Below are 26,402 nucleotides of genomic sequence, written 5' to 3' on the forward strand. Positions count from 1 at the left end.
ACATGCGAGTGATCATGTTCGGTTACCAGACCTGGGGTCATCGGACCCTGCAGGCGCTGCTGGACTCGGAACATGAGGTCGTCATGGTGGTGACGCATCCCAAGAGCGACCACGCGTACGAGCAGATGTGGGACGACTCGGTGGCCGACCTGGCCCGCGAGCACGGCGTACCGGTGCTGTTGCGCCAGCGCCCGGACGACGAGCTCGCCGACCAGGTCAAGCAGGCCGACGCCGACGTGATCGTGGCGACCAACTGGCGCACCTGGCTGCCCCCGGCGATCTTCAACCTGCCCCGGTACGGCACCCTCAACGTGCACGACTCGCTGCTGCCCAAATACGCCGGCTTCTCCCCGCTGATCTGGGCGCTGATCAACGGCGAGCCGGAGGTCGGGGTCACCGCACACCTGATGGACGAGGCGCTCGACGGCGGCGACATCGTGCTGCAACGCGCGGTGCCGGTCGGACCGACCGACACCACCGCGGACCTGTTCCACCGCACGCTGGCGCTGTTCGGGCCGATCACGCTGGACGGCCTCGCACTGATCGAATCCGGTCGCACCGACTGGACCAAGCAGGATCCGAGCCAGGGCAGCTTCTTCCACAAGCGGTCCATCCAGGACAGCCTGATCGACTGGACCTGGCCGGCGGAGGACCTGGAGCGGCTGGTCCGGGCGCTGGCGGACCCGTACCCGAACGCGTTCACCCACCACCGGGGCGAGCGGATCCGGATCATCGAGGCCGGCGTCTCCCGTGGCTTCTACGGCGGCACCCCCGGCCGGATCTTCATCCGGGAGGACGACGGCATCGTCATCGTCGCCGGCAGCGAGGCGCGGCGCGGTCGCAGCCACGGCCTGGTGATCAAACGGGTACGCACCGACGACGGCACCGAGTACCCGGCCACCGAGTTCTTCCACACCATGGGCGGCTACCTCACCAACCAGCCCTGACCGCGCACTCGGGCGGGCCCGTCGCCGTGGTGGTATCGCCCCACGCCAGGCGGACCCGCCCGAGCCGTCAGTTCGGTTGCGACCTGCCCCGGCGCCAGTACCCCATGAAGGCCACCGAGCGCCGGTCCACTCCCCGCTCCCCCACCAGGTGCCGGCGCAGCGCCACCACCGCGCCCGCCTCCCCGGCCAGCCAGGCGTAGAACCCGCCGGCACCACCGGCGTCGCCCGGTTCGGGCACGTCCCAGGGGTCGTCGTCGGCCTCGTCCGACCGGTTCCCGTCGTCGGCGCGGTGATCCGCCGAAACCGGCCGTCCCGCCCGGCCGGCGGCGGTGCTTCCCACCGGCAGCGGGACCAGGTCCGCGAGCAGTTCGCGGACCACCGGCCCGAGGCGCTCGCCCCGGCTGCGGGCCAGCCAGATCACCGAGACGCCGGCCGGCGCGTCGAACTCGACCGCGTCGGCGGGTTCGGCCACCTCCAGCACCATGGTCGCCCGGTCGTCCGGCCCGAGCGCCTCGGCGATCGCCGACGCCGCCGGCAGGGCGGCCTCGTCCGCGGCGAGCAGCAGCCGCCGCCCGGTGCCCGGCGGTGGTGCCCAGGCCACGTCCGCCACCGGTCCGGGGTGCCCGGCGACCGGGCCGATGACGGTGAGCGGGTCACCGGGGCGGGCGGCGCCCGCCCAGCGCGACGCCGGCCCCACGTCGCCGTGCAGGACGAAGTCCAGGTCGAGTTCGCGGGCCTTCGGCCGGAACGCCCGCACCGTGTACGTCCGCAGCGGCGGGCGCCGCCGCGCGGGCACCGCCTGCCACCGGTCCACCCAGTCCGGGCCGGTCGGCAGCAGGTCCGGATCGCCGCCCGGCGGGAACAGCAGGTTGATCCGCTGGTCGAAGCCGTGACCGGCGAACCCCGCGAGGGACTCGCCGGCCACGGTCACGCGTACGAAGGTGGGGCTCAACCGCCGCACCCGGAGCACCCGTACGGCGAACGGCAGGTACGCGGCCACGCTACCGACCGGGCGCGACGAGCATCGGCAACAGCTGGTCGATCGCGTACGGAACGCTCAGCACGGTGACGAAGGACAGTGCCGCGCCGACCGGCGGCTCCATGTAGGGCACGAACACCGCCCGCTGCTCCTTGGCCACCTTCAACGCCGCGAAGACCGGGTCCGCCTTGACCCTCGGCTCCACCGACTCGTCGGCGGTCAGCAGCACCAGCCGGTCCACGTCGAGCAGGTCCAGCCGCTCCGAGCTGACCACCGCCGCGATCTCCTTGCCGGCGAGCTGTTCGACCTGGTCGGAGAGCTTGAAGCCCATCTCGCCGAGCAGTTGCGCCTTGGGGTCGTTCTTGGCGAAGGCGGCGTACGTGCCCGGCTCGCTCGGGTCGGCCACCACGGCGGTCTGGGTGGCGAACTCCGGGTGCTGCTTGCGGATGTCGGCGAGCCGGGTGTCGATCGCGGCGAGCAGTTCGTCGACCTTCGGCTGCTGGCCGAGGGCCTGCCCGATCACCCGGGCCATCTCGTCCCACGGGGTGGCGTAGTCGTCGTACTTCTTGGACTGGGCGACCACCGGGGCGATCTTCGACAGGGTGGTGTACTGCTCCTGGGTCATGCCCGAGTACTGGGCGATGATCAGGTCCGGCTTCAGCGCGACGATCTTCTCGACCTGGTAGTCGTCCCGCTCACCGACGATCTCCGGCGGGGTGCTGCCCCACCTGTCCTTGGTCCAGGCCCAGTTGCCGAACGGGCGCTCGCCGAACCAGTCGACCGCGCCGACCGGCGTGACGCCCAGCGCCAGCACGGTGTCCTGGTCGCTGAGCCCGAGGGTGACCACGCGGGTGGCCGCCTTGGTCACGGTGGTCGAACCGTACTTGTGCTCGATGGTGACCGGGAACGCTCCGGAGGCGGCCGACGGCGCGGCGGCGTCCGGCTCGGCGGACTCGCCGCCACAGGCGGCCACCGTGGCGGTCAGTGCCACCGCGAGCAGCGTCCGCGCCAGCACACCGGACCGGCCATTGACTATCTTCGACGGGCTATGCATTGGTCCCCTTCGGGATCGGCGTCCAGCTGAGCCTCGGCACCGGCCGAGGAGAGGTTGCCATATAGTAAGGGTCGGCTTACCTAACCTCAAGCCGTAGGATGCTCGCAGCCGTGTCGGGCGACGATCACCGACGCCGATGACACCACCGCGAGGGGAGACCACGTGAGCACACCGATCCGGCCACCCACCGTGCCGGGGCGGACCCGACGGCACGTGGTCGCGCTCGGCGCCGGGATGCTCGTCCTCGGCGTGGTCTGCCTACTGTCGATCGCGATCGGCGCCCGCCAGATCCCCCCGGCCCAGGTCGTGCGCTCCCTCGTGGACCCCGGCGGGACACCCGAGGACATCCTGGCGATCGTCCGCGGACTGCGGCTGCCGCGTACCGTCCTCGGGCTGCTCGCCGGAGCCGCCATCGGCCTGGCCGGCGCCGTCATGCAGGGGCTGACCCGCAACCCGCTGGCCGACCCCGGACTGCTCGGCGTCAGCGCCGGCGCCGCCCTCGGCATCGTCACCGCCAGCGCCGTGCTGCACATCACCGGCCTGTACGGCTACATCTGGTTCGCCATCCTCGGCGCACTACTGGCCAGCGCCGCCGTCTACCTGCTCGGCGGGGTCGGACGCGGCGGCGCCACACCGGTGAAACTGGCCCTGGCCGGGGTCGGGGTGACCCTGCTGCTCGGCTCCCTGACCAGCGCCATCGTGCTGGCCAGCCCGCTGGCGCTGGACCGCTACCGGTTCTGGACCGCCGGCTCCATCGCCGGCCAGACCAGCGGCACCCTGCTGCGGGTGCTGCCGTTCCTCGCCGTCGGCATCGTCGCCGCCCTCGCCCTGGGCCCCGCCCTGAACAGCCTCGCCCTCGGCGACCAGGTGGCCACCTCACTCGGCCGCCGGGTCGGCCTGATCCGGCTCGCCGGAGCGGCGGCGATCACCGTGCTCGCCGCCGCCACGGTCGCGGTGACCGGACCGATCGTCTTCGTCGGACTCGTCGTACCGCACCTGGTGCGGATGATCACCGGGCCGGACTACCGCTGGCTGCTGCCGTACACCCTGGTCCTGGCCCCGATCCTGCTGCTGACCGCGGACATCGCCGGCCGGGTGGTGGCCCGGCCCGGCGAGATCCGGGTCGGGATCATCGTCGCCTTCCTCGGTGCGCCGTTCTTCATCGCCCTGGTCCGCCGACGCCGGCTGGCGGAACTCTGATGGCCCTGCTCGAACTCTCCACCAGCGCCGGGCGGGCCACCTTCCGGCTGGGCCGGGGCGCGGTCTCCGGCGCGGTCTCGGTCCGGGTGCTGGTGGTCGCCACCGTGCTCGCGGTCGCCACCTTCGGGGTGTTCTGCCTCGGTGTCGCCACCGGCGACTACCCGATCGCGGTGACCGACGTGGCCCCGGCCCTGTTCGGCGTCGGCGACCCCGGCACCCTGCTCGTGGTGAACGAACTGCGCCTGCCCCGGGTGCTGGTCGGTCTGCTCGTCGGGGCCGCCTTCGGCATCTCCGGCGCGGTGTTCCAGACCATGACCCGCAACCCGCTGGCCAGCCCGGACATGATCGGGGTGATCGCCGGGGCGCAGACCGCGGTGGTCGCCGGGATCGTGCTCGGCTTCGGCGCCGGACTCGGCACCCAGGCACTCGGACTGCTCGGCGCACTGGTCACCGCCCTGGTGGTGTACCTGCTCTCGCGCGGACGCGGGGCGACCGGGTACCGGATCGTGCTGGTCGGCATCGGCGTCGCCTGGATGTGCACCAGCGCCACCGACTACCTGCTCGCCAAGGCGCTGCCGTTCGAGGCGCAGAAGGCGGTCGGCTGGCTGGTCGGCAGCCTCAACGAACGCGGCTGGCAGCACGTACGCCCGCTCGGACTGGCGCTGGCGGTGCTACTGCCCGCCACCGTGCTGCTCGGCCGCTGGCTGCGTACGCTGCAACTCGGCGACGCGGTCGCCACCGGTCTGGGCACGCCCGTCGCGCGGGCCCAGTTGGCGCTGCTGGTGGCCGCCGTCGGGCTGGCCGCGTTCGGCACCACCGCCGCCGGGCCGATCCTCTTCGTCGCCCTGGTCGCCCCGCAGATAGCCCAGCGTCTGTCCGGTACGGCCGCACCGACCCCGGTGGTCTCCGCCCTCACCGGGTCGCTGATCGTGCTCACCGGTGACCTGATCGCCCGGCACGTGCTGCCGGACGACCACCTGCCCGTCGGGGTGGTGACCGGGGTGCTCGGCGCCCCGGTCCTGCTCTGGCTCCTCGCCCGCGCCAACCGCACCGGCTCCGGAGGCTGACCCCGTGATCGCTGAACCGCCCGGCCGCGCCACGCCCGACCCCGCCGCCGCACCGCCCGACCCGCGATCCACCGCCGACTCCCCGCCACCCGCCCCGCTCGGTGCCGAGGCAGTCGCCGGCCGGTCCGCACCGCCGGACCTGCGCGCGAGAGGGCTGCGGCTGGGGTACGACAAGGTCGTCGTCGTGGACGACCTGGAGGTCGCCATCCCGCCCGGCCGGATCACGGTGATCGTCGGCGCCAACGCCTGCGGCAAGTCCACCCTGCTCCAGGCCCTGGCCCGGCTGCTGCCCCCGCGTGCCGGAGCGGTCGAACTGGACGGCCGGTCGATCCAGTCGATGCCGACCCGGCAGGTGGCCCGCCGGATCGGGATCCTGCCCCAGTCACCGGTCGCCCCGGCCGGGCTCACCGTGATCGACCTGGTCACCCGGGGACGCGCACCGCACCAGACCTGGTGGCGGCAGTGGTCCACGGCGGACGAACGGGCGGTGCACGACGCGCTCGCCGCCACCGACATGCTCGACCACGCGCACCGACCGGTCGACGAACTCTCCGGTGGCCAGCGTCAGCGGGCCTGGATCGCGATGGCCATCGCGCAGGGTACGCCGGTGCTGCTGCTCGACGAGCCGACCACCTTCCTCGACCTGGCCCACCAGATCGACGTACTCGACCTGGTGGTGGACCTGAACCGGCAGGAGAACCGCACCGTCGTGATGGTGCTGCACGACCTGAACCAGGCCAGCCGGTACGCCGACCACCTGATCGCGATGAAGGCGGGACGGATCGTCGCGCAGGGCGCCCCGGCGGAGGTGATCGACGCGGAGCTGGTGGAGCAGGTCTTCGACCTGGACTGCCAGATCACCGTCGACCCGGTCACCGGCACCCCCATGATCATCCCGATGGGTCGGCACCACGGAACCCGTACCGCCCCGGTGGCCGTGGCATGACCCGGCCGACCGAGCCGGACGCACCGGACACGTCCGGCACACCCCGGCCGCCCGCCCCGACCGCCCGCCGGATCCTGCGCCGGGCGGTCACCGGACAGGGCCGGTACGTCGCCCTCGGCAGCCTGCTCGCCATCGGCCACCAGGCCGGCGAGGCACTCGTGCCGGTCATCATCGGGGTGGTCGTGGACCGGGCGGTGGCGACCGGCTCCACCTCCGCGCTGGTGCAGTGGCTGGCCGTACTGGGGCTGGTGTTCGCCGGGCTGTCGACCAGCTACCGGTTCGCCGCGCGGGCCGGTGAGCGCGCGGCCGAACAGGCGGCGCACCAGATCCGCCGCGAGCTGACCGGGCGGGTCCTCGCCCCGTACGGCGGGGTGGAACGCGGACACCTGTCCGGGGCGCTGGTCAACATCGCCACCAGCGACGCCAGCCGGGTCGGCGCGGTCAACATGGCGCTGACCGCCGCCGCGGCGGCACTCGCCGCACTCGCCACCACCGCCGTCGCCCTGCTGCACATGTCCGTGTCGCTGGGTCTGCTGATCCTGCTCGGCGCGCCGCCGGTGCTCTGGATCGCACACCTGCTCGGCGGCCTGCTCCAGCGGCGCAGCGCCGCCGAGCAGGAGAACGCGGCACACGCCTCCGGGGTCGCCGCCGACCTGGTCGCCGGCCTGCGGATCCTCAAGGGCATCGGCGCCGAACGGGCCGCCTGGGCGCGCTACCGGATGATCAACCGTCGGTCGCTGGCCGCCACCCTGCGCGCCGCGCAGGCCCAGGCCTGGCACGACGGCGCGCTGATCGCGGTCACCGGCGTGTTCATCGCCGTGGTCGCCCTGTGGGGGGCACGGCTCGCGATCCGTGGCGACATCACCATCGGCGAGCTGATCGCCGCCGTCGGGCTGGCACTCTTCCTGCTCAACCCGCTGTCGCTGGTGAGCTGGGTGAACGCCGAACTCGCCCAGGCCCGTGCCTCCGCCGCCCGGGTCGCGGCAGTGCACGCCGCCCCGCCCGCGGCCCGCTCCGGCGGACTCGACCTGCCCACCCCGGTCCGGGGCGAACTGCGGCTGCGCGACATCGTGGACGGTCCGCTGCGCGTCGACGACCTGCGGGTGGCACCCGGCGAACTGATCGGCGTCGTCGCCCCGGAACCGGCGGCGGCCAACGCACTGGTCCGGCACCTGGCCCGGGAGAGCGACCCCGCACACGGCACGATCACCCTCGACGGGGTCGCGCTGACCGACCTGGACCCGGCCCTGGTCCGTACCGCCATGTTCACCGCCACCCACGACGCCGTGCTGTTCGAGGGCAGTGTCCTGGAGAACGTCACGGCGGTCGGCGGGACCGGCGACGGACTCGACCGGGTGCTCACCGCCACCTCGGTCGACCAGGTCGCCGCGGTGCTCCCCGACGGGATGCGCACCCCGGTCGGCGAACGCGGGCGGTCACTGTCCGGCGGCCAACGCCAGCGGATCACCCTGGCCCGCGCGTTGAACGCCGACCCGGCGGTGCTGGTCGTACACGAGCCGACCACCGCCGTCGACGCCGCCACCGAGGCCCGGATCGCCGTACGGCTGCGGGAACTGCGGGCCGGTCGGACCACCGTCCTGGTCACCGGCAGCCCCGCACTGCTCGCGGTCACCGACCGGGTGGTGCTGCTCGACGGCGACCGGGAGCCGGTCGTCGGGCGACACACCGACCTGGTACGCGACCACGAGCGCTACCGCGCCACCGTCCTCGCCTGACCACCGGCAGCACCCCTACCACCGCCACCCAATGCCGCCACGCAACGCCGCCGAGGGAGACCAGTGACCCCGCACGTGCTACCGATCGCCACCCCGGCGCAGACCACCGCGGCGGTACGGCACCTGCTGCGCGGACGCAGGGCGCTGGCCGTGGGCTCGCTCGGCGTACTCGCCGCCGCCACCGCGATCGGCCTGCTGACCCCGCCGCTGCTGGGACACATCGTCGACCTGGTCACCCGGGGCGGCACGGTCGACGCGCTCGGCGTACCGGCGCTGCTGCTGGTCGCGATCGCGCTCACCCAGGCGGCCGGCACCGCGATCGGGATCGGGATGATCGCCCGGCTGGGCGAGGGAATGCTGGCCGACCTGCGCGAACGGTTCGTCGACCGGGCCCTGCACCTGCCACTGGGACGGCTGGAACAGGCCGGCTCCGGCGACCTCACCTCACGGGTCACCAACGACGTCACCGCGATCGCCGAGGCCGTCCGGGGCGCGCTGCCCGAACTGGTCCGCTCGGTCCTGGTGATCGGGCTGACCCTGGCCGGCCTCGCCGTACTCGACTACCGCTTCCTGCTGGCGGCCCTGCTGGCCGTCCCGATCCAGTGGCACACCGTCCGCTGGTACCTGCGCCGCAGCCCGTCGCTGTACGCCGCGCACCGGCTGGCCGTCGGCGCCCAGCAACAGCAGCTGCTGGAGAGCGTCGGGGGTGCGCCGACCGTACGGGCACTGCGCCTCGACGGGCACCACCTGGAGCTGGTGACCGACCGGTCCGGAAACGCGGTCGGGCTCGCGCTGCGCGCCGTACGGCTGATCACCCGCTTCTACGGCCGGCTGAACCTGGCGGAGTTCGTGGGGCTCTCCGCCGTACTGGTGGTCGGCTTCCTGCTCACCGACGCGGGTGCGGTCACCATCGGCACGACCGCCGCCGCGACGCTCTACTTCCACAACCTGTTCGGCCCGATCAACTCGGCGCTGCGGCTGGTGGACGACGCCCAGGTGGCGACGGCGAGCCTGGCCCGGCTGGTCGGCGTGACCCAGCTCGACACCCCGCCCACCGCGCCGGAGAACCCCACGCCGGTGGACGCCTCGGTCAAGGCGGTCGACGTCGAGTACGCCTACCTGCCGGGCCGGCGGGTGCTGTCGGGGGTGACCCTCGACATCGCACCGGGGCAGCGGGTGGCCCTGGTCGGGGCGAGCGGGGCCGGCAAGACCACCCTGGCCCAGCTCGTCGCCGGTGTGCACCGGCCGACGGCGGGCACGATCCTGCTCGGCGGGGTGAACCTCGGCGAACTGCCGCCGGAGCAGCGGCGCCGGACGGTCGCGGTGGTCACCCAGGAGGTGCACGTGTTCGCCGGGCCGCTCCGCGACGACCTGCGGCTGGCCCGGCCGGACGCGACCGACGAGCAACTGCGCGCCGCCCTGGCCGAGGTCGAGGCGCTGGACTGGGCGCTCGGGCTGCCCGACGGGCTGGACACGGTCGTCGGCGACGGCGGGCACCAGCTCTCGGTGACCCAGGCCCAACAGTTGGCGCTGGCCCGGGTGCTGCTGGCCGATCCCCGGGTGGTGATCCTCGACGAGGCGACCGCCGATGCCGGCAGCGCCGGGGCGCGGGTGCTGGAACGCGCGGCCGAGCGGGCGCTACGCGGTCGTACGGCGCTGGTGGTCGCCCACCGCCTCACCCAGGCGGTCACCGCCGACCGGATCGTGGTGCTGGAGGCCGGTCGGGTGCTCGACTCCGGCACCCACGACGAGTTGGTCGCCCGGACGTCCGGCCACTACGCCACACTCTGGCAGGCCTGGTCGCAACAGCGCTGATCCGCCGACCGGTCCCCGGCGCAGGTTCAGGCCGGGAAGGCCCGCTGGGCGGAGATCGTGCAGGTGACGAACATGCCGCCGGTCTGCTCGGCCACGACCCGGTCCCCGACGAGCAGCCGGCAGCTGGCGTTACCTCCCGGCGCGGCCCGCGCGGTGAGGACGACCACGCCGGTGGCCGAGGTCACCTCGATGCTCTCGGTCCACGGGGTCGCGATGGTCTCCGTCAGCCCGCCCAGCTCATGGATCTTGTTGTTGTCGTCCGGGCCACGCCAGTTGATGCCCGCCACCCGGTCCGAGTTGGAGGTGACCTCCATCCGGATCTCCCGGTCGTCGCCGCCGAGTACCGCGACGCCCACCCCGGTACCGATTCCGACGACGCAGACCGCCGCCACCGCCCCGATCGTCTTCGGATTGCGGAACCAGGGACGGTGGACCCGCACGGGGTCGACATGATCGGTCACGCCGGCAGGCTAGCGGACCAGCCGGACGGTCATCGAGGCGCCGTCGCGGGTCGACGCAGGTCCCGTCGCAAGGGGCCGAAAGTCCCGTCCCGGTACGGGACCACGGCCTCTGCTGCCCACCCGCCGGAAGGCGTCGAATGGAGGTAGCCAGAGCGCCTGGCCGGATATCCAGGAAGGACGTGGGGACAATGACCGCGATGGCCGAACGGCACACCGGGCCGAGGACCGCAGCGATTCCCGAGCAGCGCGCGGAGCAGGTCGCAGGCGTACGGCAGCAGGCGGTCCGGTACGTCTGGGCCGGTGTTCGGATCGCCCTGGGTTGGACCTTCCTCTGGGCCTTCCTCGACAAGACCTTCGGGCTCGGCCACGACACCGAGTCGAAGGCGGCCTGGATCAACGGCGGCAGCCCGACCCAGGGCTTCCTGAACTTCGGCGCCGCCGGTCCGTTCAAGGACTTCTACAACGGCATCGCCGGCAGCGCGTGGGCGGACTGGCTGTTCATGATCGGTCTCGCCGCCATCGGGGTGGCGCTCCTGCTCGGCATCGGCCTGCGGGTCGCCGCCGTCGCCGGTGGCCTGCTCTTCGTGATGATGTGGACCGTCGTCCTGCCGCCGGAGAACAACCCCTTCATGGACGACCACCTGATCAACGCCGCCGTCCTGGCCGGGCTCGCGCTGACCGCCGCCGGGGACACCCTCGGACTCGGACGGACCTGGGCCCGGCTGCCGATCGTGGCCCGTCTGCCCTGGCTCAGATAGCGCACCGACGCCCGACCCACCCGCGCCGCGGGCGGGTCGGGCCCGTACCGGCGGACCGACAAAAGAAACATCAGACGACAGGAGAAATCGCCATGGTCGAACCGGCTTCGGTACCGGAACGTGCGCCCGCGACGGTGCTCGCCCGGGCAGCGGTGGCGGCAGGCTACGCGCCCTCGGTGCACAACACGCAGCCGTGGCGCTGGTCGGCCCACCCGGACCGGCTGGAACTGCACGCCGAACGGGACCGTCAGCTGCCCGCCACCGATCCGCAGGGACGGCTGCTGGCGATCAGCTGCGGGGCGGCGCTACACCACGCGCTGGTGGCGCTGCGGGCCCAGGGCTGGACCGCCGAGGTGGACACCGCACCCGACCCGGACCGACCGGACCTGCTCGCCACGCTCACGGCGGGAACGCGCACGCCGGTGACGGCCAGAGGCAGGCAGCTGTTCGAGGCGCTGGCGACCCGCCGTACCGACCGTCGGCCGGTCAGCGACCAGCCGGTGCCCGCCCCGGCACTGGCCGCGATCCAGGAGGCGGTCACCGGCCGGGCCCGGCTGCAGGCGCTCACCCGCGACCAGGTGCTCGACCTCGCCTCGGCGGCCGACGCGGCGGCGAACGTCGAGTCGGCGGATCCCGCCATCCGGGCCGAGTTGGCGTACTGGACCGGCCGGTCGGCGCGCGGCGGTGTGGGGCTGACGGCCGGCGTACTGCCGGGGCACGCGCCGCACACGACGGTGCCGGACCGCGACTTCGGCCGGGCCGGGACCCTCGTGGTCGGGCCCGGCCACGACCGGGCCGCGACCTACCTGCTGCTGTACGGCGACGACGACGAACCGGCGAGCTGGTTGCGGGCCGGCGAGGCCCTCTCGGCGGCCTGGCTGACCGCGGAGGTGCTCGGCGTGTCGGTGCTGCCGCTCAGCGTGGCGATCGAGGTCGCCGGTACCCGGCAGCTGCTGCGCCGGCTGCTGTCCGGTCTCGGTCATCCGTACCTGGTACTCCGGCTCGGCATCGCGGACCCGGACCAACCCGGACCGCCGCACACGCCCCGGATCTCCCCGTCCGGCCTGGTCGAGATCGCCACGCTGTGAGCGCCGGTGCCGGTGCCCGCGTACGGGCGGCTCGGGTCGCCGCCGACCTGCTCGATAGCATCGGCGCATGCACGCGTCAGAACGGCCCGACGCCGACCGGCGCGACGCTCCCTCGCTCGGGCTGAGTCCGCTGTCCCGGGTACGGCTGGACGAGCTGCTGCAGGAGATGCTCGTCCGGGTGGGTGAGGTCGTCACCAGCCGTGAGCGGCTGCGCGCCCTGCTGGACGCCGTGGTGGCGATCGGCTCCGACCTCGACCTGCGCAGCACCCTGCGACGGATCGTCGAGGCGGCCTGCGAACTGCTCGGCGCCCGGTACGGCGCGCTCGGGGTGATCGGCCCCGACCGACTGCTGACCGAGTTCATCACCCACGGGATCGGCCCGGAGCAGCACGCGCACATCGGTGACCTGCCGAGCGGTCGGGGGGTGCTCGGGCTGCTGATCGCCGACCCCCGCCCGGTACGGATGCCGGACATCACCGAGCACGCCCAGTCGTACGGTTTCCCGCCGCACCACCCGCCGATGCACAGCTTCCTCGGCGTACCGGTCCGGATCCGGGACCAGGTCTTCGGCAATCTGTACCTGGCCGAGAAGCAGGCCGCGCGGGAGTTCACCGAGGACGACGAGGAGATCGCGGTCGCGCTGGCGGCCGCCGCGGGTGTCGCGATCGAGAACGCCCGCCTCTACGAGGTCGCCCACCGCCGGGAACGCTGGCTCGCCGCCACCGCCGAGATCACCTCGGTCCTGCTCGGCGAGGTGCGCCAAACCGACGCGCTGGCCCTGGTCGCCCGCCGGGCGCGGGAGCTCGCCGATGCCGAACTGGTCCTGGTGCTGCTCTACGACGAGGAGGCCGATCAGTTCGTGGTCGAGGTGGTGGACGCGGCCGAGGTGAGCACCGCGCCACCGGTCGGCATGCTGCTGCCGGCCGTCGGCGCGACGTTCGCCACCTCGGTGACCGACCGCCGGCACACCGTCGTGGAGAGCCTGGCCAAGGCCGCCGACTGGCCGGTACGGGTGACCGACGGCCCGGCCGTGGTCTGCACGCTGTCGGCGGCCGGGACGCTGCACGGCGTACTCGTGGTGGCGTATCCGGCGGGGTCGGGGCAGCGCGGCGACGACGAGGTGCCGCTGCTGGCGAGCTTCGCCGCCCAGGCGGCGCTGGCGATGGAACGGGCCCGGGCGCAGGAGGAGCGCGAACTGCTCGTCGTGCTGGAGGATCGGGAGCGGATCGCCCGCGACCTGCACGACGTGGTGATCCAGCGACTGTTCGCCACCGGGTTGCAGTTGCAGAGCACGGTGCCGCTGGCGGCCCGGCCGGAGGTCGGGCAACGGATCAACGCGGCGGTGGACGAGCTCGACTCCACCATCCGGGACATCCGCCGGGCGATCTTCGAGCTGCGTACGCCGATGAGCGCCGCGCTGCGCACGGACATCCGGGCCGAGGTCGACACCGCGACGGCGGCGCTCGGCTTCCGGCCGGCCCTGGAGATCGTCGGACCGGTCGACAGCGCCGTGCCCGACGCGACCCGCCCCGAACTGCTCGCGGTGCTGCGGGAGGCGCTGTCGAACGTCGTACGGCACGCGGGCGCGACCCGGCTGACCGTGCGGGTACGGGTCGAATCGGGTTGGCTCACCGTCACCGTCGACGACAACGGTGGCGGCACACCCGACCCGGGACGGGCCCGGGGCGGCCTGGCCAACATGCGGGAGCGGGCCGAGCGGCTGGGCGGCGAGTTCACCGTCGGACCGGTGACGCCGCACGGCACGACGGTGCGCTGGCACGTGCCGCTGCGCGACTGAGACCGGTCAGGTACGCGGGCCGAGCAGCCGGGTGGCCAGCACCGCGGCCTGGGTGCGTCGCTCCAGCCCGAGCTTTGCCAGCAGGCTCGACACGTAGTTCTTGACCGTCTTCTCGGCCAGGAACATCTTGGTCGCGATCTCCCGGTTGGTCATCCCCTCGGCGACGTACTCCAGGATCCGCCGCTCCTGCTCGGTCAGGGCCCTCAGCTCCCGGGGCGCCTCGACCCCGTTGCGGACCCGCTCCAGCACCCGCTGGGTCACCGCCGGGTCGAGCAGCGACTGCCCCGCCGCCACCCGGCGCACCGCGTCGACGAGGTCGGTGCCGCGAATCTGCTTCAGCACGTAACCGGCGGCACCGGCCATGATCGCGGCGAAGAGCGCCTCGTCGTCCTCGTACGAGGTGAGGATCAGGCCCCGGATCGACGGCTCGACCGCCCGTACGTCCCGGCACACGTCGATGCCGTTGCCGTCGGGCAGCCGGGCGTCGAGGATCGCCACGTCCGGCCGCAGCGCGCAGATCCGTACGGTGGCCTCCCGCGCCGACCCGGATTCGCCGACCACCTCGATGTCCCCGGCGGTGTGCAGGAGGTCGGCCAGGCCACGGCGGACGACCTCGTGGTCGTCGAGCAGGAAAACACGGATCATCCGTTGTTTCTACCCGCCCCGGCTCGCTCGTGAACAGGGCCGAAGGTCCCGCCCCGGCGCCTCGCCGGGCAGTCCGGACCGGGAAAGGGACCGTGGTGCGGAGCGGGCGAAAATGGGACACATAGACCATTGTGATGGTCGTGATACAGTCGGTGACTCCCTGCGGCGGGCCACTCGGGGCACTCCCCCGGACCCACCGGTTCCCTGCGAGTCATCGGTGAGGGTTGATGTCAGAGACGTCCGGGCGGGTACTGCCGGTCTACCTGGTGGCCGACGAGTCGCGGTCGATGACACCGGTCGTGGACGAGCTGAACGCGGGACTCACCTCACTGCACGACGCCCTGCTGCGCGAGCCGATGGCCGCGGCCAAGGTGCGGTTCTCGGTGCTCGGATTCTCCAACGACGTGATCGTGCACCTGGCCCTCGCCGACCTGCGCGCCGAGGCGGCCCTGCCGCGACTGTCCGTACGCGACGGTACGAGCTACGGCGCCGCGTTCTCGGTCCTGCTGGACCGGATTCCGGCCGACGTCCGGGCGCTCAAGCGGGAGGGCTTCTCGGTGCACCGACCCGCGGTGTTCTTCCTCAGCGACGGGCAGCCCACCGATCCGGGGCAGTGGGAACAGCCGTACCGCCAACTCGTCGACCGGGAGCGCACGCCGACCGCGCCGAACATCATCGCCTGTGGCATCGGCGACGCCCGCGCGGCAACCATCCTGCAGGTGGCCACCCGGCCGGAGTTCGGTTTCGTCGCCACCCCCGGCGTCGAGGTGGGGTTGGCGATCGCCGAGTTCTGCGCCGCGCTCACCAAGAGCGTGATCAAGTCCGGCCAGGCCGTCGGCGGCGGCGACGCGGAACTCGTCGTCGAACGACCCGACAACTTCCGGATGGCACTGGACGTCGTCTAGGCGGGGGCGGCAGACCATGGGCGATTCGGGTGTGCGGACGAGCCCCTCCGGCGGACGTGACGCCGACCTTCCACCTGCGCGCCACGGGGACACCCCGGCGTCCTGGGCACCGCTGGTGATCGGGCGCCCGGCCGCCCCCTTCCCCGTCCGGGGAACGTCGGCCGGGCCGTACCGGCCCGACATGGTCGCCGACGGCTGGTCGTCGGAGCACTTCGACGTACGCTGCGCCTCGGTACGCGGTGCCGCTCACCGTTTCCTGGGCGAGCCCCGGCAGGACGAGTGCGCCGTCGTACCGCACCCCGGTGGCGCGGTGATCGCCGTGGTCGCCGACGGGGTGTCCAGCGCTCCCCTGTCCCACCTCGGCGCGACGATGGCCTGCCGGACCGTGGTCGACTACCTGTCGCGGGCGCTCGACGACGGGGTGACCGACCTGGACTGGCCGGATCTGATGCGCTGCGCCGGCTGGTCCCTGGTGGAGTACGCGTCCCGCCAGCTCGGTGTCGGCGAGCCGGATCCGCAGGCGGCGGAACGGTTGCTGGCCACCACCGTCGTCGTCGCCTACGTCCGGCCGGACGGACCGGGTCGCGCCAGGGGCTGGCTCGCCCGGATCGGCGACTCCACCGCCTGGACCCTGCGCGGTACGGAATGGACACCGCTGTTCCCGACGGTCGGACCCGCCGCCGAGTTGCTTCCGGACGGGGTGTCCGCCCTGCCCCGCGTGCCGGCGGCGGTCGTACCGGTGGAGGTCGAGCTGACCGTCGGGGACGTGCTCGTGCTCGGCACCGACGGGTTCGCGGAACCGCTGGGGGACGGCACCGGCACGGTCGGCGACCTGTTCGCCGCCGGCCTGGCCGATCCGCCGACGCTGCCCGGACTCGCCTGGCTGCTGGACTTCGACTCGGCGGTACACGACGACGACCGGACGGTGCTCGCGGTGTGGCCGGTGCAGACCGACACGCCGAGCGTCGAGCGGTAGCGGGGGGGCGGCGATGGCGGACCCACCCGTACCCGAGGTCGATCTGGCCCGGCTCGGGACGCTGACCCGGCTCGGTGTCGGCGGCCAGGGCACCGTCTACGCCCCGGAGCTCACCCCGGACCTGGTCTTCAAGGAGTACGCACCCCAGTTGGTGGACGACGTGGACGTCGCCTCGCTGGTCCGGTTCGTTCGGCTCGCCGAGAAGGTGGGCGCACCCGACGCCGAGGTGCTGCTGCGGCTCGCCGCCTGGCCGGTGGCGATCGTCCGCAAGGGTGGGGTGGTCCGGGGGTTCCTCATGCCCCGGGTGCCGGACGAGTACCGGGTCACCCTGCGCCTGCCCAGTGGGCCGGCGACCGTGCTGGCCCAGGCCCAGTACCTGCTCAACAGCGAGGACTACCTGCGGGCCCGTGGGCTCGACATCGGCGACCGGCTGCGGATGGAACTGCTCCGCGACACCGCCGAGGCGCTGGCCCTGTTCCACCGGCTCGGGATCGCCGTCGGCGACTTCTCCCCGAACAACCTGCTGTTCAGCCCGACCGCCCGGCCGCGCTGCTACTTCATCGACTGCGACGCGATGCGTCTGGACGGCGACTCCGTCCTGGCCCAGGCGGAGACACCGGAATGGCAGGTGCCGACCCGTTCGGACGGCCCGGCCGCCGACGCACCGGACGGGGCGGACCCGGACGGAACCGGCCCGAGCAGCGGGGGCATCGGAGGGAGTGGGGCCGGTCCGGGTCTGCGGCCGGCGGTGCCGGCGGAGGAGCTGGCCACCCCGGCCAGCGACGCGTACAAGCTCGGCCTGTTCGCCGTCCGACTGTTCGCCGGAGACCAGCACCTGCGGGATCCGGCCGCCGCCGCACCGTACCTGCCACGTACGCTGCGCGCGCTGGCCGCCCGCAGCCTGGATCCCGATCCGGCCCGCCGGGCCCTGCCCGCGCAGTGGATCACCGAACTGGACTCGGTCATCACCCGCATTCCCGACGGGCCACGGCGGCCACCGTTGCGGCGTCGGATCCGGCTGGTACCGGGCCGGTTGCGCAACCCGGCGGGCAACCAGCCGGGCCGGGCCGGAGCCGCGGGCGGTGGGCCGGCGGGCCGGGCACCGGGGACCGCCGGCTTCCGACCCGGTCGGGGTCCGGGCATGGCGACGCGTACGTCGGCGACGGTCAACGCCCGACGGCTGCCCTGGGAGTGGATCGTCCCGCTGACCGCGATCGTCGTGGCGATGGTCGCCGGACTGTTCAACGGCGGTGGTACGACCGACCGCGTCGGCGGCGGCACCCCGGTGAACCAGCTGCCGACCATGGCACCGTACCGGGCCCTGCCGCAGAGCCCGGCCGGCCTGCCCGGCTTGACGGCGTACCCCCGCTATCCGGGACTGCCCAGCATCTCGGGACTACCGGGGATACCCGACCTGTCGATCCTGGGGCCGAGTTTCCGGATGCCACTGCCCATGCTCTGTTTCCTGGGTTCGGAGGTCGGCCCGGGACTCGACGAGGACAGTGAGCGGGTCAGGTCGGCCTCGTCGGCCACGTCCCGCTTCCTGTGTTCGCTCAACGACGACGACGCGGAGGGGGCCTTCAGCGGGCTGGACGGGGCGACGCCCGACGCGACGCAGCGGAGCAGGTTCGCCGAACTGGCCCGCCGTGCCCCGTACGCGAAGGCGACCCTGATCGGGCTGCGGACCGGATCGGCCGGTCGACCGGAGGCGAACGTCGTCTTTCAGACCGACCCGGACAACGGGCCGGCAACCTGCTGGCGGTCCCGGCTCTCGCTCGTCGTCGAGGACTCGGTGTGGGACGTGGTCTCGATGACCGCGCCGGAGTCGTGGCGCTGTGGATAGGGGGTCGCTCCCTTGTGCAGCTGGTCGTTGACGAGGTCGGCGGTCGAGAACGCGAACGGCCGGCCGGGCTCGGTGGCGTGGCCCAGCGCCTCGGCGAGCCGGCGGTGGTGCAGGTCCACGACCGATTCCACGGTGTCCGCGAACAGGGCGGCTCCCTGCCTGCCCCGCCACCAGCCGTACCCGGCGAGCGCGAGACCGACCGGGAGGGCCGGCCACCACAGCGGCGCCAGTGCCGCGTACAGCACCGCCCAGCCGGCGAACGTGCCGGCGTGCTCGAACCGGTCCCGCGCGTCGTGGACCAGGATCCGGACCTCGGGATCGAGCAGCAGCCACAGCCGGGGCCAGATCAGTCCCAGCCGCAGGCCGTACTGGGCGCTCACCCGGACCTCGGCCAGCCGGATCCGGTCGCCGATCCAGGTGGGCCGCTCGGGCAGGTAGGCGCTCGGCAGGGCGGTCCGGTCGACGTCGAGGCGATCGCGGGCGCGTTTGCGGCGCCGCGCGGTCAGCCGGGCCGAGGCGGGCCGGGCCGGGCCCCGCCACTGTCCGAGCCAGCCGGCCCGGACCAGCGCACCGACCGCCTGTGCGGTCAGGCCGACCACGGTGGCGACGAGTACGGCCAGCACCGCGCCCAGCACGACCAGGGTCGGGCGACGCAGCAGTTCGTCGATGCCGGACTCGGCCCGCAGGAGCGCGGTGTCGAACCGGAACGGGCGGGAGTGGCCGAGGAACGCCCCGAGTGCCGCCACCGCGCACCAGAGCAGTCCGGGGCCGACCGCCCGGACCAGCCACCGGTCGGACAGCCGGCGGCCGACCTCGCCCAGCAGGATCTCGATCACGGGTCGGCGTGGAACAGCATGGCCACGCCGGACACTTCGCAGACCGGCGTGCGGCCCAGGTCGTCGCGTTGGCCCCGGCGGGGGCAGCGGCCCGAGGGGCAACGGTAGCGGCCGGTGAGGACGACGTCGGACAACCCGGCGAGTCGGCCGCCGGTGCTGTTCGGCGGTCCGGCGATCCGGGATGGGTGTTCGTGGCTGTCGGTGTCCGTTTCGCCGCCGAGCAGATCGAGTCTCCGGCAGATCTCCACCGCGGACCCACCGTCGCGGACCTTGCCGACCCACCAGTCCAGGTCGTCGGACCAGGATCCCGCCTCGGCCAGGTCGCGTGCCGCCGGCAGGTGGGCACAGAGCTTGGCCAGGGCCTGCCGCTCGGTCGACTCGAGCGAACGATCCACTGTAGAGACTCCCTCGACGAAGGGTCTTGACGGTAACACGCACCGTTCAATCTACTGGTCGGATGCCCGTACCGGAGGAAGGTGACGACCCCGTCGACCTGGCGGTCGAGCTGCTCGAACGGTACCGGCAGCAGCGGGACCTGACGGCCATCGCCCTGGCCGAGGACCTGCTGCGGCGGGTACCGGAGGCGGACCCGGCCCGCCCGGTCGCGCTGGTGGTGATGGCCGAGCTGATCGTCCTGCGGGTACGCGAGTCCGACCCGCTGACCTCCCTGGACCACGCCGTCGACGCCGCCCGGGCCGCGGTCGACCTGGTCGGACCGGGCAACCCCCTCGAACCGCTGACCCGGTCCCAGCTCTGCTGGACCCTGTGCCAGCGGCACGAGGCCACCGGGGACCTGGCGGACCTGGACGACGCGCTGCGCCAGGGCACGGCCGCCGTGGCCGACGCGAGCGGGCAGGACCGGGCCGGCGCACTGCGTAACCTCGGGTACGCCCGCCGGCTGCGGTACACCCGGTTCGGCCAGCTCGCCGACCTCGACGAGGCGGTACGGCTCACCAGAGCGGCGGTCGCCGCGGTGGACGACCCGGTCGGTCTGATGATCAGCCAGGGGCTGCTGACAACCTGCCTGATCAGCAGGTTCATGGCACTCGGCCGGATGGCCGACGCCGACGAGGCGGTCGAGCTGGGCCGCGCCATGCTGGCCGCGTTGCCGGCCGAACATGTGGAGCGGGTGCTGGTGCAGGCCAACCTCGCGCACGCGCTGTGGCAGCGCCACATGCGCGGCGGGCCGGTGGCGGACCTGGAGGAGGCCACCCGGACCAGCCGGGAGGTGGTCTCGATGCTGCCGGCGTACCCGAGGATGAGGTCACAGTTCCTGGCCAACCACGCGGTGGTGCTGTTCGGACACTTCCTCACCGGCGACTCCGGCGGGCAGATCGAGGTGGCGGTGCAGGCCGCCCGCGAGGCGGTCGAGGGGGCGGCCACGGACGACCCGAAACTGGCCATCCACCGCTCCAACCTCGCCAACATGGTGCTGGTCCGGGCCCGCCTCGGCGGGGACCCGTCGGGTGTCGAGGAGGCGATCGAGATCGGCCGGGTCGCCCTGTCCGGGCTGTCGCCGGGAGATCCCGACCGGGCCCGCGCGTTGAGCGTACTGGCGACGGCGTTCCGGGTGCGCCACATGATCACCGGTGCAGCGGCGGACCTGGACTCGGCGGTCGGGCTGTGGCGGTCGGCGGTCGGTTCGCGGCTCGGACCGATCGAGGTGAAGATGGGAGCCGCGACCGCCTGGGCGAACGCCACCGCCGAGGTCGGCGATGCCACCCTGGCGCTGGAGGCGTACTCGGCGGCGGTGGGGCTGCTGCCGGTGCTGGCCTGGCGGGGGCTGGACCGGTCGGTCCAGGAGCAGCGGCTCGCGAAGTCGGCCGGGCTGGGGGCGGACGCGGCCGCCTGGGCGCTCGCCGCGGGTCAACCACGGCGCGCGGTGGAACTGCTGGAGCACGGACGGCAGGTGCTCTGGTCCCAGGCGGTGCAGACCCGCAGTGACCTGTCCGCCCTGGCGGTGGTGGCCCCTGACCTGGCCGCGCGGCTGGACGAGACCCGGCGCGCGCTGGACGGCGAGGGGGCGGACTGGGTGACCGGCCGGGTGGGCGGTCCCGACCCGGCGGGCGGTTTCGAGTGGCTGGCGATGGCGACCGCGACGGGTTCCGGGACGGCCGGCGAGGCGGACCACCGGCGCCGGCTGGCGGAGCACTGGGAGCGGCTGCTCGCCGAGGCCCGGCGCCAGCCGGGATTCGAGGAGTTTCTCGCCGCACCCCGGTTCGAGTCGCTGCGGTGGGCCGCCAGCGACGGTCCCGTCATCCTGGTCAACACCACCCGGTGGCGCAGTGACGCGCTCGTGGTGACGCCCACCGAGGTGTACCCGGTGCGGTTGCCGTGGCTGGACCACGACACCGCCCAGAACCGGGCCGGCGCACTGCTGGCCGCGCAGCGGGAGGCCGAGTCCGGCCGGGGCGGGCTGGCTCGTACGCACCTGCGCCAGACCCTGATCTCGATCCAGCGGTGGCTGTGGGACACCCTGGCCGAGCCGGTGTGCGGCGCGCTCGACGAGATCCTCGGCCCGGCACCGGCCGCCGGACCGGGGCAGGTCGACGCACTCACGGGTCGGCGCCGGGTGTGGTGGTGTCCCACCGGACCGCTGACCCTGCTGCCGCTGCACGCCGCCGGACGGTACGGAGCGGGCAGGGAACTGCGCGACCGGCGCCGGCCGACCGTGGCGGCGCGGGTGGTCTCCTCGTACACGTCGAGCCTCGGCGCGCTGCTGCGGGCCCGGTCCGGGCCCGCGCCGGCGCGACCGGCCCGGGTGTTCGCGGTCGGCCTGGCCCAGACGCCCGGTCAGCCTCCGCTGCCGGCGGTCGCCGACGAACTGCGCGCGGTCGGGGCGAACCTGCCCGGCGTACGCCTGCTCAGCGGGCCGGGCGCGACCACCTCGGCGGTGCTCGCCGCGCTCGGCCAACACAGTTGGGCGCATTTCGCCTGCCACGCCCGGCAGGACTTCGACCACCCGAGTGCCAGCGCCCTGCACCTGAGCGACGGTCAGCTCAGCGTGCTGGACCTGTCGTCCAGCCCGGCGATGGCGGCCCGCTCCGGTGCGGCGCAGGGTGCGGGCGCCGACCTGGCGTACCTGTCGGCGTGCCGGACCGCGGCCGGCGGGCGGGACCTGCCCGACGAGGCGATCCACCTGACCGCCGCGTTGCAGCTCGCCGGCTACCGACACGTGATCGGCAGCCAGTGGGCGGTCTCCGACCGGGTCGCGGCCCAGGTCGCCGAGGCGGTGTACGCGCGCCTCACGGCCGGCGGCGAGCCGGACGCGAGCGGCGCCGCGTACGCGCTCGACCTGGCGGTCGCCCGGGTTCGCGAGGAGCAGCCCGACCGGCCCGAGCTGTGGGCCCCGTTGATCCACACCGGACCGTGAACCGAGTGGGCGCCGGCGGGCTCAGCTCGGTCGGTCGCCGATCCGGGCACGGGCGCGGGCGACCCTGATCGCCGTGGTCAGGGTCGTGATGTCGTACGCCCCGTAGTGGCGCTGTTCGTTGACGAAGAACGTGGGTGTGCCCGAGACACCGCTGAGGTCGGCCGATTCGAGGTCGCGGGCGACCCTGCCGGCGTGACCGTGCAGCAGCAGGTCGCTGCGGAACCGCTCAAGATCGAGCCCGAGCCGGTCGGCGTACCCGAGCAGGTCGTTCATCTGGAGCTTCTCCTGGTGGTCCAGGAGCAGGTCGTGCATCTGCCAGAACGCACCCTGGGCGGCTGCCGCCTCGGCCGCCTCCGCCGCGAGTTGCGCCTGCGGGTGCACGTCGGTCAGCGGCAGGTGCCGCCAGACGTAGCGCAGGTCGGCGTCGCTGAGCAGTTCGCGTACGACCGGTTCGGCCTGTCCGCAGTACGGGCACTGGAAGTCGCCGTACTCGACCAGGGTGACCGAGGCGTTCGCCGGCCCGCGTACGTGGTCCCGCTCGGGGTCGACGGGCGCGACGAGGTCGACGAGTTGGTCGGTCTCACCGAGCAGCAGCCGGGCCCGACGCGGCTTCGGCAGCGCGTTGGTGACCCGGTACACGGCCCAGGTGAGCAGCGATGCCACGGCGGCTGCCGCCAGTACGCCGATCTTCGCCTCGGCGAGGTGCGGCTCGTCGAAGGCCAGGGTGGCGATCAGCAGCGACACGGTGAACCCGATCCCGGCGATGGTGCCGCTGCCGAGGACCGCCGCCCAGCCGACCGCCGGACGGATCCGGCCGGCGGTCAGTCGGGTCAGCAGCCAGGAGACCCCGACGACCGCGAGCGGCTTGCCGATGACGTACCCGAGCAGGATGCCGAGGGTCACCGGGGAGGTGAAGGCGCGGGCGAGGAAGGCACCGTCGATGGCGATGCCGGCGTTCGCCAGCCCGAACAGCGGGACGATCAGGTAGCTCGTCCACGGGTGGTACATGCGTTGCAGGCGGTCGTTCGGGGACAGTGTCTGGGCCAGGCCGAGGGTGGCGGAGCGGGCGAGTTCGGCGGTCGGCTGTTCCCGGAACAGCTTGAACAGCCCGGTGGCGCGTTCCAGGGCCCCGCGCGGCGGCGAGTACGCCGTGGCGGTCAGGCCGATGGCGAGTCCGGCCACCACCGGGTCCACCCCGCTGGTCAGCAGCGCGGCCCAGAGGGCGACGCAGAACGGCGCGTAGACGACGCCACGCCGCAGGCCGAGGGCGCGCAGGCCGAGCAGGACGCCGAAGAGGGCCACGGCGATGACGATCGGCATCAGTTTGATGTCGTCGCTGTAGACGACGGCGATCACCACCAGGGCGATCAGGTCGTCCACCACGAACACGGTGAGCAGGAAGACCCGTGCCTGGTCCGGTACGCCGCGTCCGAGCAGGGCGAGCAGACCGAGGGCGAGCGCGGTGTCGGTCGACATCGCCACGCCCCAGCCGTGCGCGCCGGGTCCACCCCGGTTCACCAGGAGGAAGATCAGCACCGGGATCAGCATGCCGACCACGCCGGCGGTGAACGGCAGGAGGAACCGTCGCCGCTCGCGCAGGTCGCCGAGGTCGAACTCCCGACGCGCCTCCAGCCCCACCACCAGGAAGAACAGCGTCATCAGCCCGCTGTTGATCCAGGTACGCAGGTCGTGGGCGGTGCCGAAGGCGCCGAGCCGGATCGAGAACTCGGTACGCCACAGCGCCTCGTACGAGGTCGGGCCGAGGTTCGCCCAGACCAGTGCCGCGACGATGGCCGCGACCAGCACACCGGCACTGCCCGCCTCGGTACGGATGAACACGCGCAGCGGTGCGGTGATCTCACGGGTGCGGATGGTCCGCCCGCCCATCCGGGACGGGGAGGGATCAGTCACCGGTCATCCCGCCCCGCCGAGCCGGGTTCACCGACAAACCCGACAAAACGCCCTCCGGGCTGATCACGCCCGTACCCCGTCCACCGTCTCTCACCTGGGAATCTTGACAGTGCTGGGGGCGTTGTCGAGAGCGGACCGGCTGAACAGGTCGGGTCCCGGAACCGGATGGAGGCAGTCATGAAGGTCCGCAGATCACTACGGTCGATGAAGCAGCGGCCGGGTTCGATCGTGGTACGCCGCCGGGGGCGGGTGCTGGTGCTCAACCGCACGAACCCGAGGTGGAAGAGCCGCCAGGCCTAGCCGACCGGACATATGTATCGAAACTTCGCTTAACTGAACATAAAGGACAAGCAGCGCGGCCCACCCCATAGATCCAGGGGGCGGGCCGCGTTTCGGCGCAACCACCCGATCGTCCCGCTCACGGTTCACCACTTGACCTCAACCTCCGGTGAGGTTGCAGGCTTTCGGAATGGGGATTGCGCGCGAATTGGTCAGGCCCTACCGGCACGATGGCGGCATACGACCGCACGTACGGAGGGAGAAGTGGTGACCACCACGACGGGGGCGACCGGACCGGGCTGGCTGCGCGGGCCGCTGCGCCCGTTCCGCAACAGCCAGTACCGGCTGCTGGCCGGCTCGCTGACCATGTCACTGTTCGCCGCCGGGGTCTGGATCATCGCCCTCGTGTGGCAGGTCATCGCGATGGGCGGTGGACCGTCCGAGTTGTCCTTCGTCTCCGCCGCGATGGCCGGCGGCATGCTCGCCACCGCACTGCTCGGCGGCGTGCTGGCCGACCGGATCCCGCAGCGCCGGATCCTGTTGGCGGTGGCCGCCAGCCGTACGCTGGCCATCGGGCTGGTCACCGCGCTGGCCCTGACCGACCTGCTGGAGCTCTGGCACCTCGCGGCCGTGGCACTGCTCATCGGCGCCGGAAACGGCTTCACCTACCCGGCGTACTCCGCGCTGCTTCCCTCGATCCTGCCGACCGGGGACCTGATGGCGGCCAACGGCGTCGAGAGCACGCTCCGGCCGACGATCATGCAGGCGGCCGGACCGGCACTGGCCAGCACCCTGGTCGCGGCCTGGTCACCGGGGGCCGCGATGCTCGTGGTGACCACGCTGGAGGCGGCCGGTGTCCTGTTCCTGCTGGCCCTGCGACCGGTTCCGCTGCGCGGTGACCACCCGACCCGTACCGACCACCCGGTCCGGGGCACCCTGGTCGACCTGCGGGACGGCTTCCTCTACATGGCACGGACGCCCTGGCTGCTCGCCACCCTGCTGTACGCGTCGCTGCTGATCCTGCTGATCATGGGCCCGATCGAGGTGCTCGTCCCCTTCGCGATCAAGGACCGGGCCGGTGGCGGACCCGCCGCGCACGCACTGGTGCTGGGGGCGTTCGGGGTGGGTGGCGCGATCGGTGCGCTGGGAATGGCCGCGCTGCGGATGCCCCGGCGTTACCTCACCATCATGAACCTGCTCTGGGGCCTGGGCTGCCTGCCGCTGGCCCTGGTCGGCTTCGCCACCCATCCGTGGCTGATCGCCGTCGCCCTGTTCGTGGTGGGGTTCTGCTTCTCCGCGCCGATGGTCATCTGGGGCACCCTGCTGCAACGCCGGGTGCCGGCACACATGCTCGGCCGGGTCTCCAGCCTGGACTTCTTCGTCTCCCTGATCTTCATGCCGCTCTCCATGGCGGTCGCCGGGCCGGTGAGCGGGGCGATCGGACTATCCGGCACCTTCGCCATCGCCGGCCTGCTGCCCGCCGTGGTCGCCGTACTGGCGATCGTCCTGGCCCGGATGCCGCACGACGAACTGGCCCACCCGCTCGACGTGGGGTCGGAACCGGCCGAGCAGGGGCAGTCCGCCGACGGCGCGGACGCCGGCCGGTCCGCACCGGACCAGCAGCTCGCCGGGCACCGCGCCGGCGACTGACCAGGCGTTGGCGGCCACCGGCCCGGTCCCTTACGCGGCTCGGCCACCGCACGACGTGGGGGGGGGGGGGGGGGGGGGGGGGGGGGGCGGGGAGAGGGGGTGGGCGGGAGCAGGGGCGGGGGGCGGGTCCCTGTT

The 26,402-nt window shown here is 73.2% G+C and carries 21 protein-coding genes; 15 read left to right on the forward strand and 6 right to left on the reverse strand.

The window, feature by feature from the left end; all coding sequences use genetic code 11:
• Positions 1-2 precede the first annotated feature (2 nt).
• Positions 3-947 carry a methionyl-tRNA formyltransferase gene (locus tag ACZ6QQ_RS32740; protein WP_465881543.1) on the forward strand — a complete coding sequence of 315 codons (945 nt, stop codon included), beginning with the start codon at positions 3-5 and terminating at the stop codon, positions 945-947.
• A 67-nt stretch (positions 948-1,014) separates the two neighbouring features.
• On the opposite strand, the gene ACZ6QQ_RS32745 is transcribed toward ACZ6QQ_RS32740, so the two are convergent.
• A complete protein-coding gene (locus ACZ6QQ_RS32745; protein ID WP_465881544.1) occupies positions 1,015-1,947 on the reverse strand; it encodes a siderophore-interacting protein in 933 nt (310 codons plus the stop codon).
• A 1-nt stretch (position 1,948) separates the two neighbouring features.
• The gene (locus tag ACZ6QQ_RS32750; RefSeq protein ID WP_465881546.1) at positions 1,949-2,980 is read right to left on the reverse strand and encodes an iron-siderophore ABC transporter substrate-binding protein; all 1,032 of its coding nucleotides are present in this window, start codon (positions 2,978-2,980) and stop codon (positions 1,949-1,951) included.
• Between the two features lie 234 nt (positions 2,981-3,214).
• Here ACZ6QQ_RS32750 and ACZ6QQ_RS32755 point away from each other — a divergent pair, with 234 nt between their 5' ends.
• The 5 genes from ACZ6QQ_RS32755 to ACZ6QQ_RS32775 all read left to right on the forward strand — a co-directional run bounded on the left by ACZ6QQ_RS32755 (position 3,215) and on the right by ACZ6QQ_RS32775 (position 9,744).
• Positions 3,215-4,180 carry a FecCD family ABC transporter permease gene (locus ACZ6QQ_RS32755; RefSeq protein WP_465881611.1) on the forward strand — a complete coding sequence of 322 codons (966 nt, stop codon included), beginning with the start codon at positions 3,215-3,217 and terminating at the stop codon, positions 4,178-4,180.
• Entirely contained in the window at positions 4,180-5,247 is a 1,068-nt protein-coding gene (locus ACZ6QQ_RS32760) for a FecCD family ABC transporter permease (RefSeq protein ID WP_465881547.1), read from the forward strand. Before ACZ6QQ_RS32755 ends, ACZ6QQ_RS32760 begins: the two co-directional genes overlap by 1 nt.
• Before the next feature lie 4 nt (positions 5,248-5,251).
• Positions 5,252-6,193 (forward strand): ABC transporter ATP-binding protein, encoded by a 942-nt coding sequence (locus ACZ6QQ_RS32765; RefSeq protein WP_465881548.1) that lies wholly within the window; start codon positions 5,252-5,254, stop codon positions 6,191-6,193.
• The gene (locus tag ACZ6QQ_RS32770; RefSeq protein WP_465881550.1) at positions 6,190-7,929 is read left to right on the forward strand and encodes an ABC transporter ATP-binding protein; all 1,740 of its coding nucleotides are present in this window, start codon (positions 6,190-6,192) and stop codon (positions 7,927-7,929) included. The genes ACZ6QQ_RS32765 and ACZ6QQ_RS32770 overlap by 4 nt, the downstream gene beginning before the upstream one ends.
• A gap of 63 nt (positions 7,930-7,992) precedes the next feature.
• Positions 7,993-9,744: an ABC transporter ATP-binding protein gene (locus tag ACZ6QQ_RS32775; protein WP_465881551.1), complete on the forward strand. Its 1,752-nt coding sequence runs from the start codon at positions 7,993-7,995 to the stop codon at positions 9,742-9,744.
• A gap of 26 nt (positions 9,745-9,770) precedes the next feature.
• On the opposite strand, the gene ACZ6QQ_RS32780 is transcribed toward ACZ6QQ_RS32775, so the two are convergent.
• Positions 9,771-10,205: a hypothetical protein gene (locus ACZ6QQ_RS32780; protein ID WP_465881552.1), complete on the reverse strand. Its 435-nt coding sequence runs from the start codon at positions 10,203-10,205 to the stop codon at positions 9,771-9,773.
• A 188-nt stretch (positions 10,206-10,393) separates the two neighbouring features.
• Here ACZ6QQ_RS32780 and ACZ6QQ_RS32785 point away from each other — a divergent pair, with 188 nt between their 5' ends.
• The 3 genes from ACZ6QQ_RS32785 to ACZ6QQ_RS32795 all read left to right on the forward strand — a co-directional run bounded on the left by ACZ6QQ_RS32785 (position 10,394) and on the right by ACZ6QQ_RS32795 (position 13,849).
• On the forward strand, positions 10,394-10,963 hold the full coding sequence (locus ACZ6QQ_RS32785) for a hypothetical protein (protein WP_465881554.1): 570 nt from the start codon (positions 10,394-10,396) through the stop codon (positions 10,961-10,963).
• Positions 10,964-11,055: 92 nt separating this feature from the next.
• The gene (locus tag ACZ6QQ_RS32790) at positions 11,056-12,051 is read left to right on the forward strand and encodes an Acg family FMN-binding oxidoreductase (RefSeq protein WP_465881555.1); all 996 of its coding nucleotides are present in this window, start codon (positions 11,056-11,058) and stop codon (positions 12,049-12,051) included.
• 67 nt (positions 12,052-12,118) lie between these two features.
• The gene (locus ACZ6QQ_RS32795) at positions 12,119-13,849 is read left to right on the forward strand and encodes a GAF domain-containing sensor histidine kinase (RefSeq protein WP_465881557.1); all 1,731 of its coding nucleotides are present in this window, start codon (positions 12,119-12,121) and stop codon (positions 13,847-13,849) included.
• A 6-nt stretch (positions 13,850-13,855) separates the two neighbouring features.
• Here the strand turns inward: ACZ6QQ_RS32795 and ACZ6QQ_RS32800 are convergent, their stop codons facing one another.
• The gene (locus tag ACZ6QQ_RS32800) at positions 13,856-14,494 is read right to left on the reverse strand and encodes a response regulator (RefSeq protein WP_465881558.1); all 639 of its coding nucleotides are present in this window, start codon (positions 14,492-14,494) and stop codon (positions 13,856-13,858) included.
• 227 nt (positions 14,495-14,721) lie between these two features.
• On the opposite strand from ACZ6QQ_RS32800, the gene ACZ6QQ_RS32805 reads away from it, so the two are divergent.
• The 3 genes from ACZ6QQ_RS32805 to ACZ6QQ_RS32815 all read left to right on the forward strand — a co-directional run bounded on the left by ACZ6QQ_RS32805 (position 14,722) and on the right by ACZ6QQ_RS32815 (position 18,218).
• Entirely contained in the window at positions 14,722-15,399 is a 678-nt protein-coding gene (locus ACZ6QQ_RS32805) for a vWA domain-containing protein (protein ID WP_465881559.1), read from the forward strand.
• 115 nt (positions 15,400-15,514) lie between these two features.
• Entirely contained in the window at positions 15,515-16,375 is an 861-nt protein-coding gene (locus ACZ6QQ_RS32810) for a protein phosphatase 2C domain-containing protein (RefSeq protein WP_465881560.1), read from the forward strand.
• Between the two features lie 13 nt (positions 16,376-16,388).
• Positions 16,389-18,218, forward strand: a complete 1,830-nt coding sequence (locus ACZ6QQ_RS32815) for a serine/threonine-protein kinase (RefSeq protein WP_465881561.1) — start codon at positions 16,389-16,391, stop codon at positions 18,216-18,218.
• 832 nt (positions 18,219-19,050) lie between these two features.
• Here the strand turns inward: ACZ6QQ_RS32815 and ACZ6QQ_RS32820 are convergent.
• On the reverse strand, positions 19,051-19,449 hold the full coding sequence (locus tag ACZ6QQ_RS32820; RefSeq protein WP_465881562.1) for a hypothetical protein: 399 nt from the start codon (positions 19,447-19,449) through the stop codon (positions 19,051-19,053).
• Between the two features lie 62 nt (positions 19,450-19,511).
• Between ACZ6QQ_RS32820 and ACZ6QQ_RS32825 the strand changes: the two genes are divergently transcribed.
• A complete protein-coding gene (locus ACZ6QQ_RS32825; RefSeq protein ID WP_465881563.1) occupies positions 19,512-22,427 on the forward strand; it encodes a CHAT domain-containing protein in 2,916 nt (971 codons plus the stop codon).
• A 21-nt stretch (positions 22,428-22,448) separates the two neighbouring features.
• Here the strand turns inward: ACZ6QQ_RS32825 and nhaA are convergent, their stop codons facing one another.
• Positions 22,449-24,338, reverse strand: a complete 1,890-nt coding sequence (gene nhaA, locus ACZ6QQ_RS32830; RefSeq protein ID WP_465881565.1) for a Na+/H+ antiporter NhaA — start codon at positions 24,336-24,338, stop codon at positions 22,449-22,451.
• Positions 24,339-24,515: 177 nt separating this feature from the next.
• Here nhaA and ACZ6QQ_RS32835 point away from each other — a divergent pair, with 177 nt between their 5' ends.
• Entirely contained in the window at positions 24,516-24,638 is a 123-nt protein-coding gene (locus ACZ6QQ_RS32835; protein WP_465881567.1) for a 50S ribosomal protein L36, read from the forward strand.
• A 246-nt stretch (positions 24,639-24,884) separates the two neighbouring features.
• On the forward strand, positions 24,885-26,267 hold the full coding sequence (locus ACZ6QQ_RS32840) for an MFS transporter (RefSeq protein WP_465881569.1): 1,383 nt from the start codon (positions 24,885-24,887) through the stop codon (positions 26,265-26,267).
• Positions 26,268-26,402 lie beyond the last annotated feature (135 nt).

This window comes from Micromonospora sp. NPDC049529, from assembly GCF_055586685.1.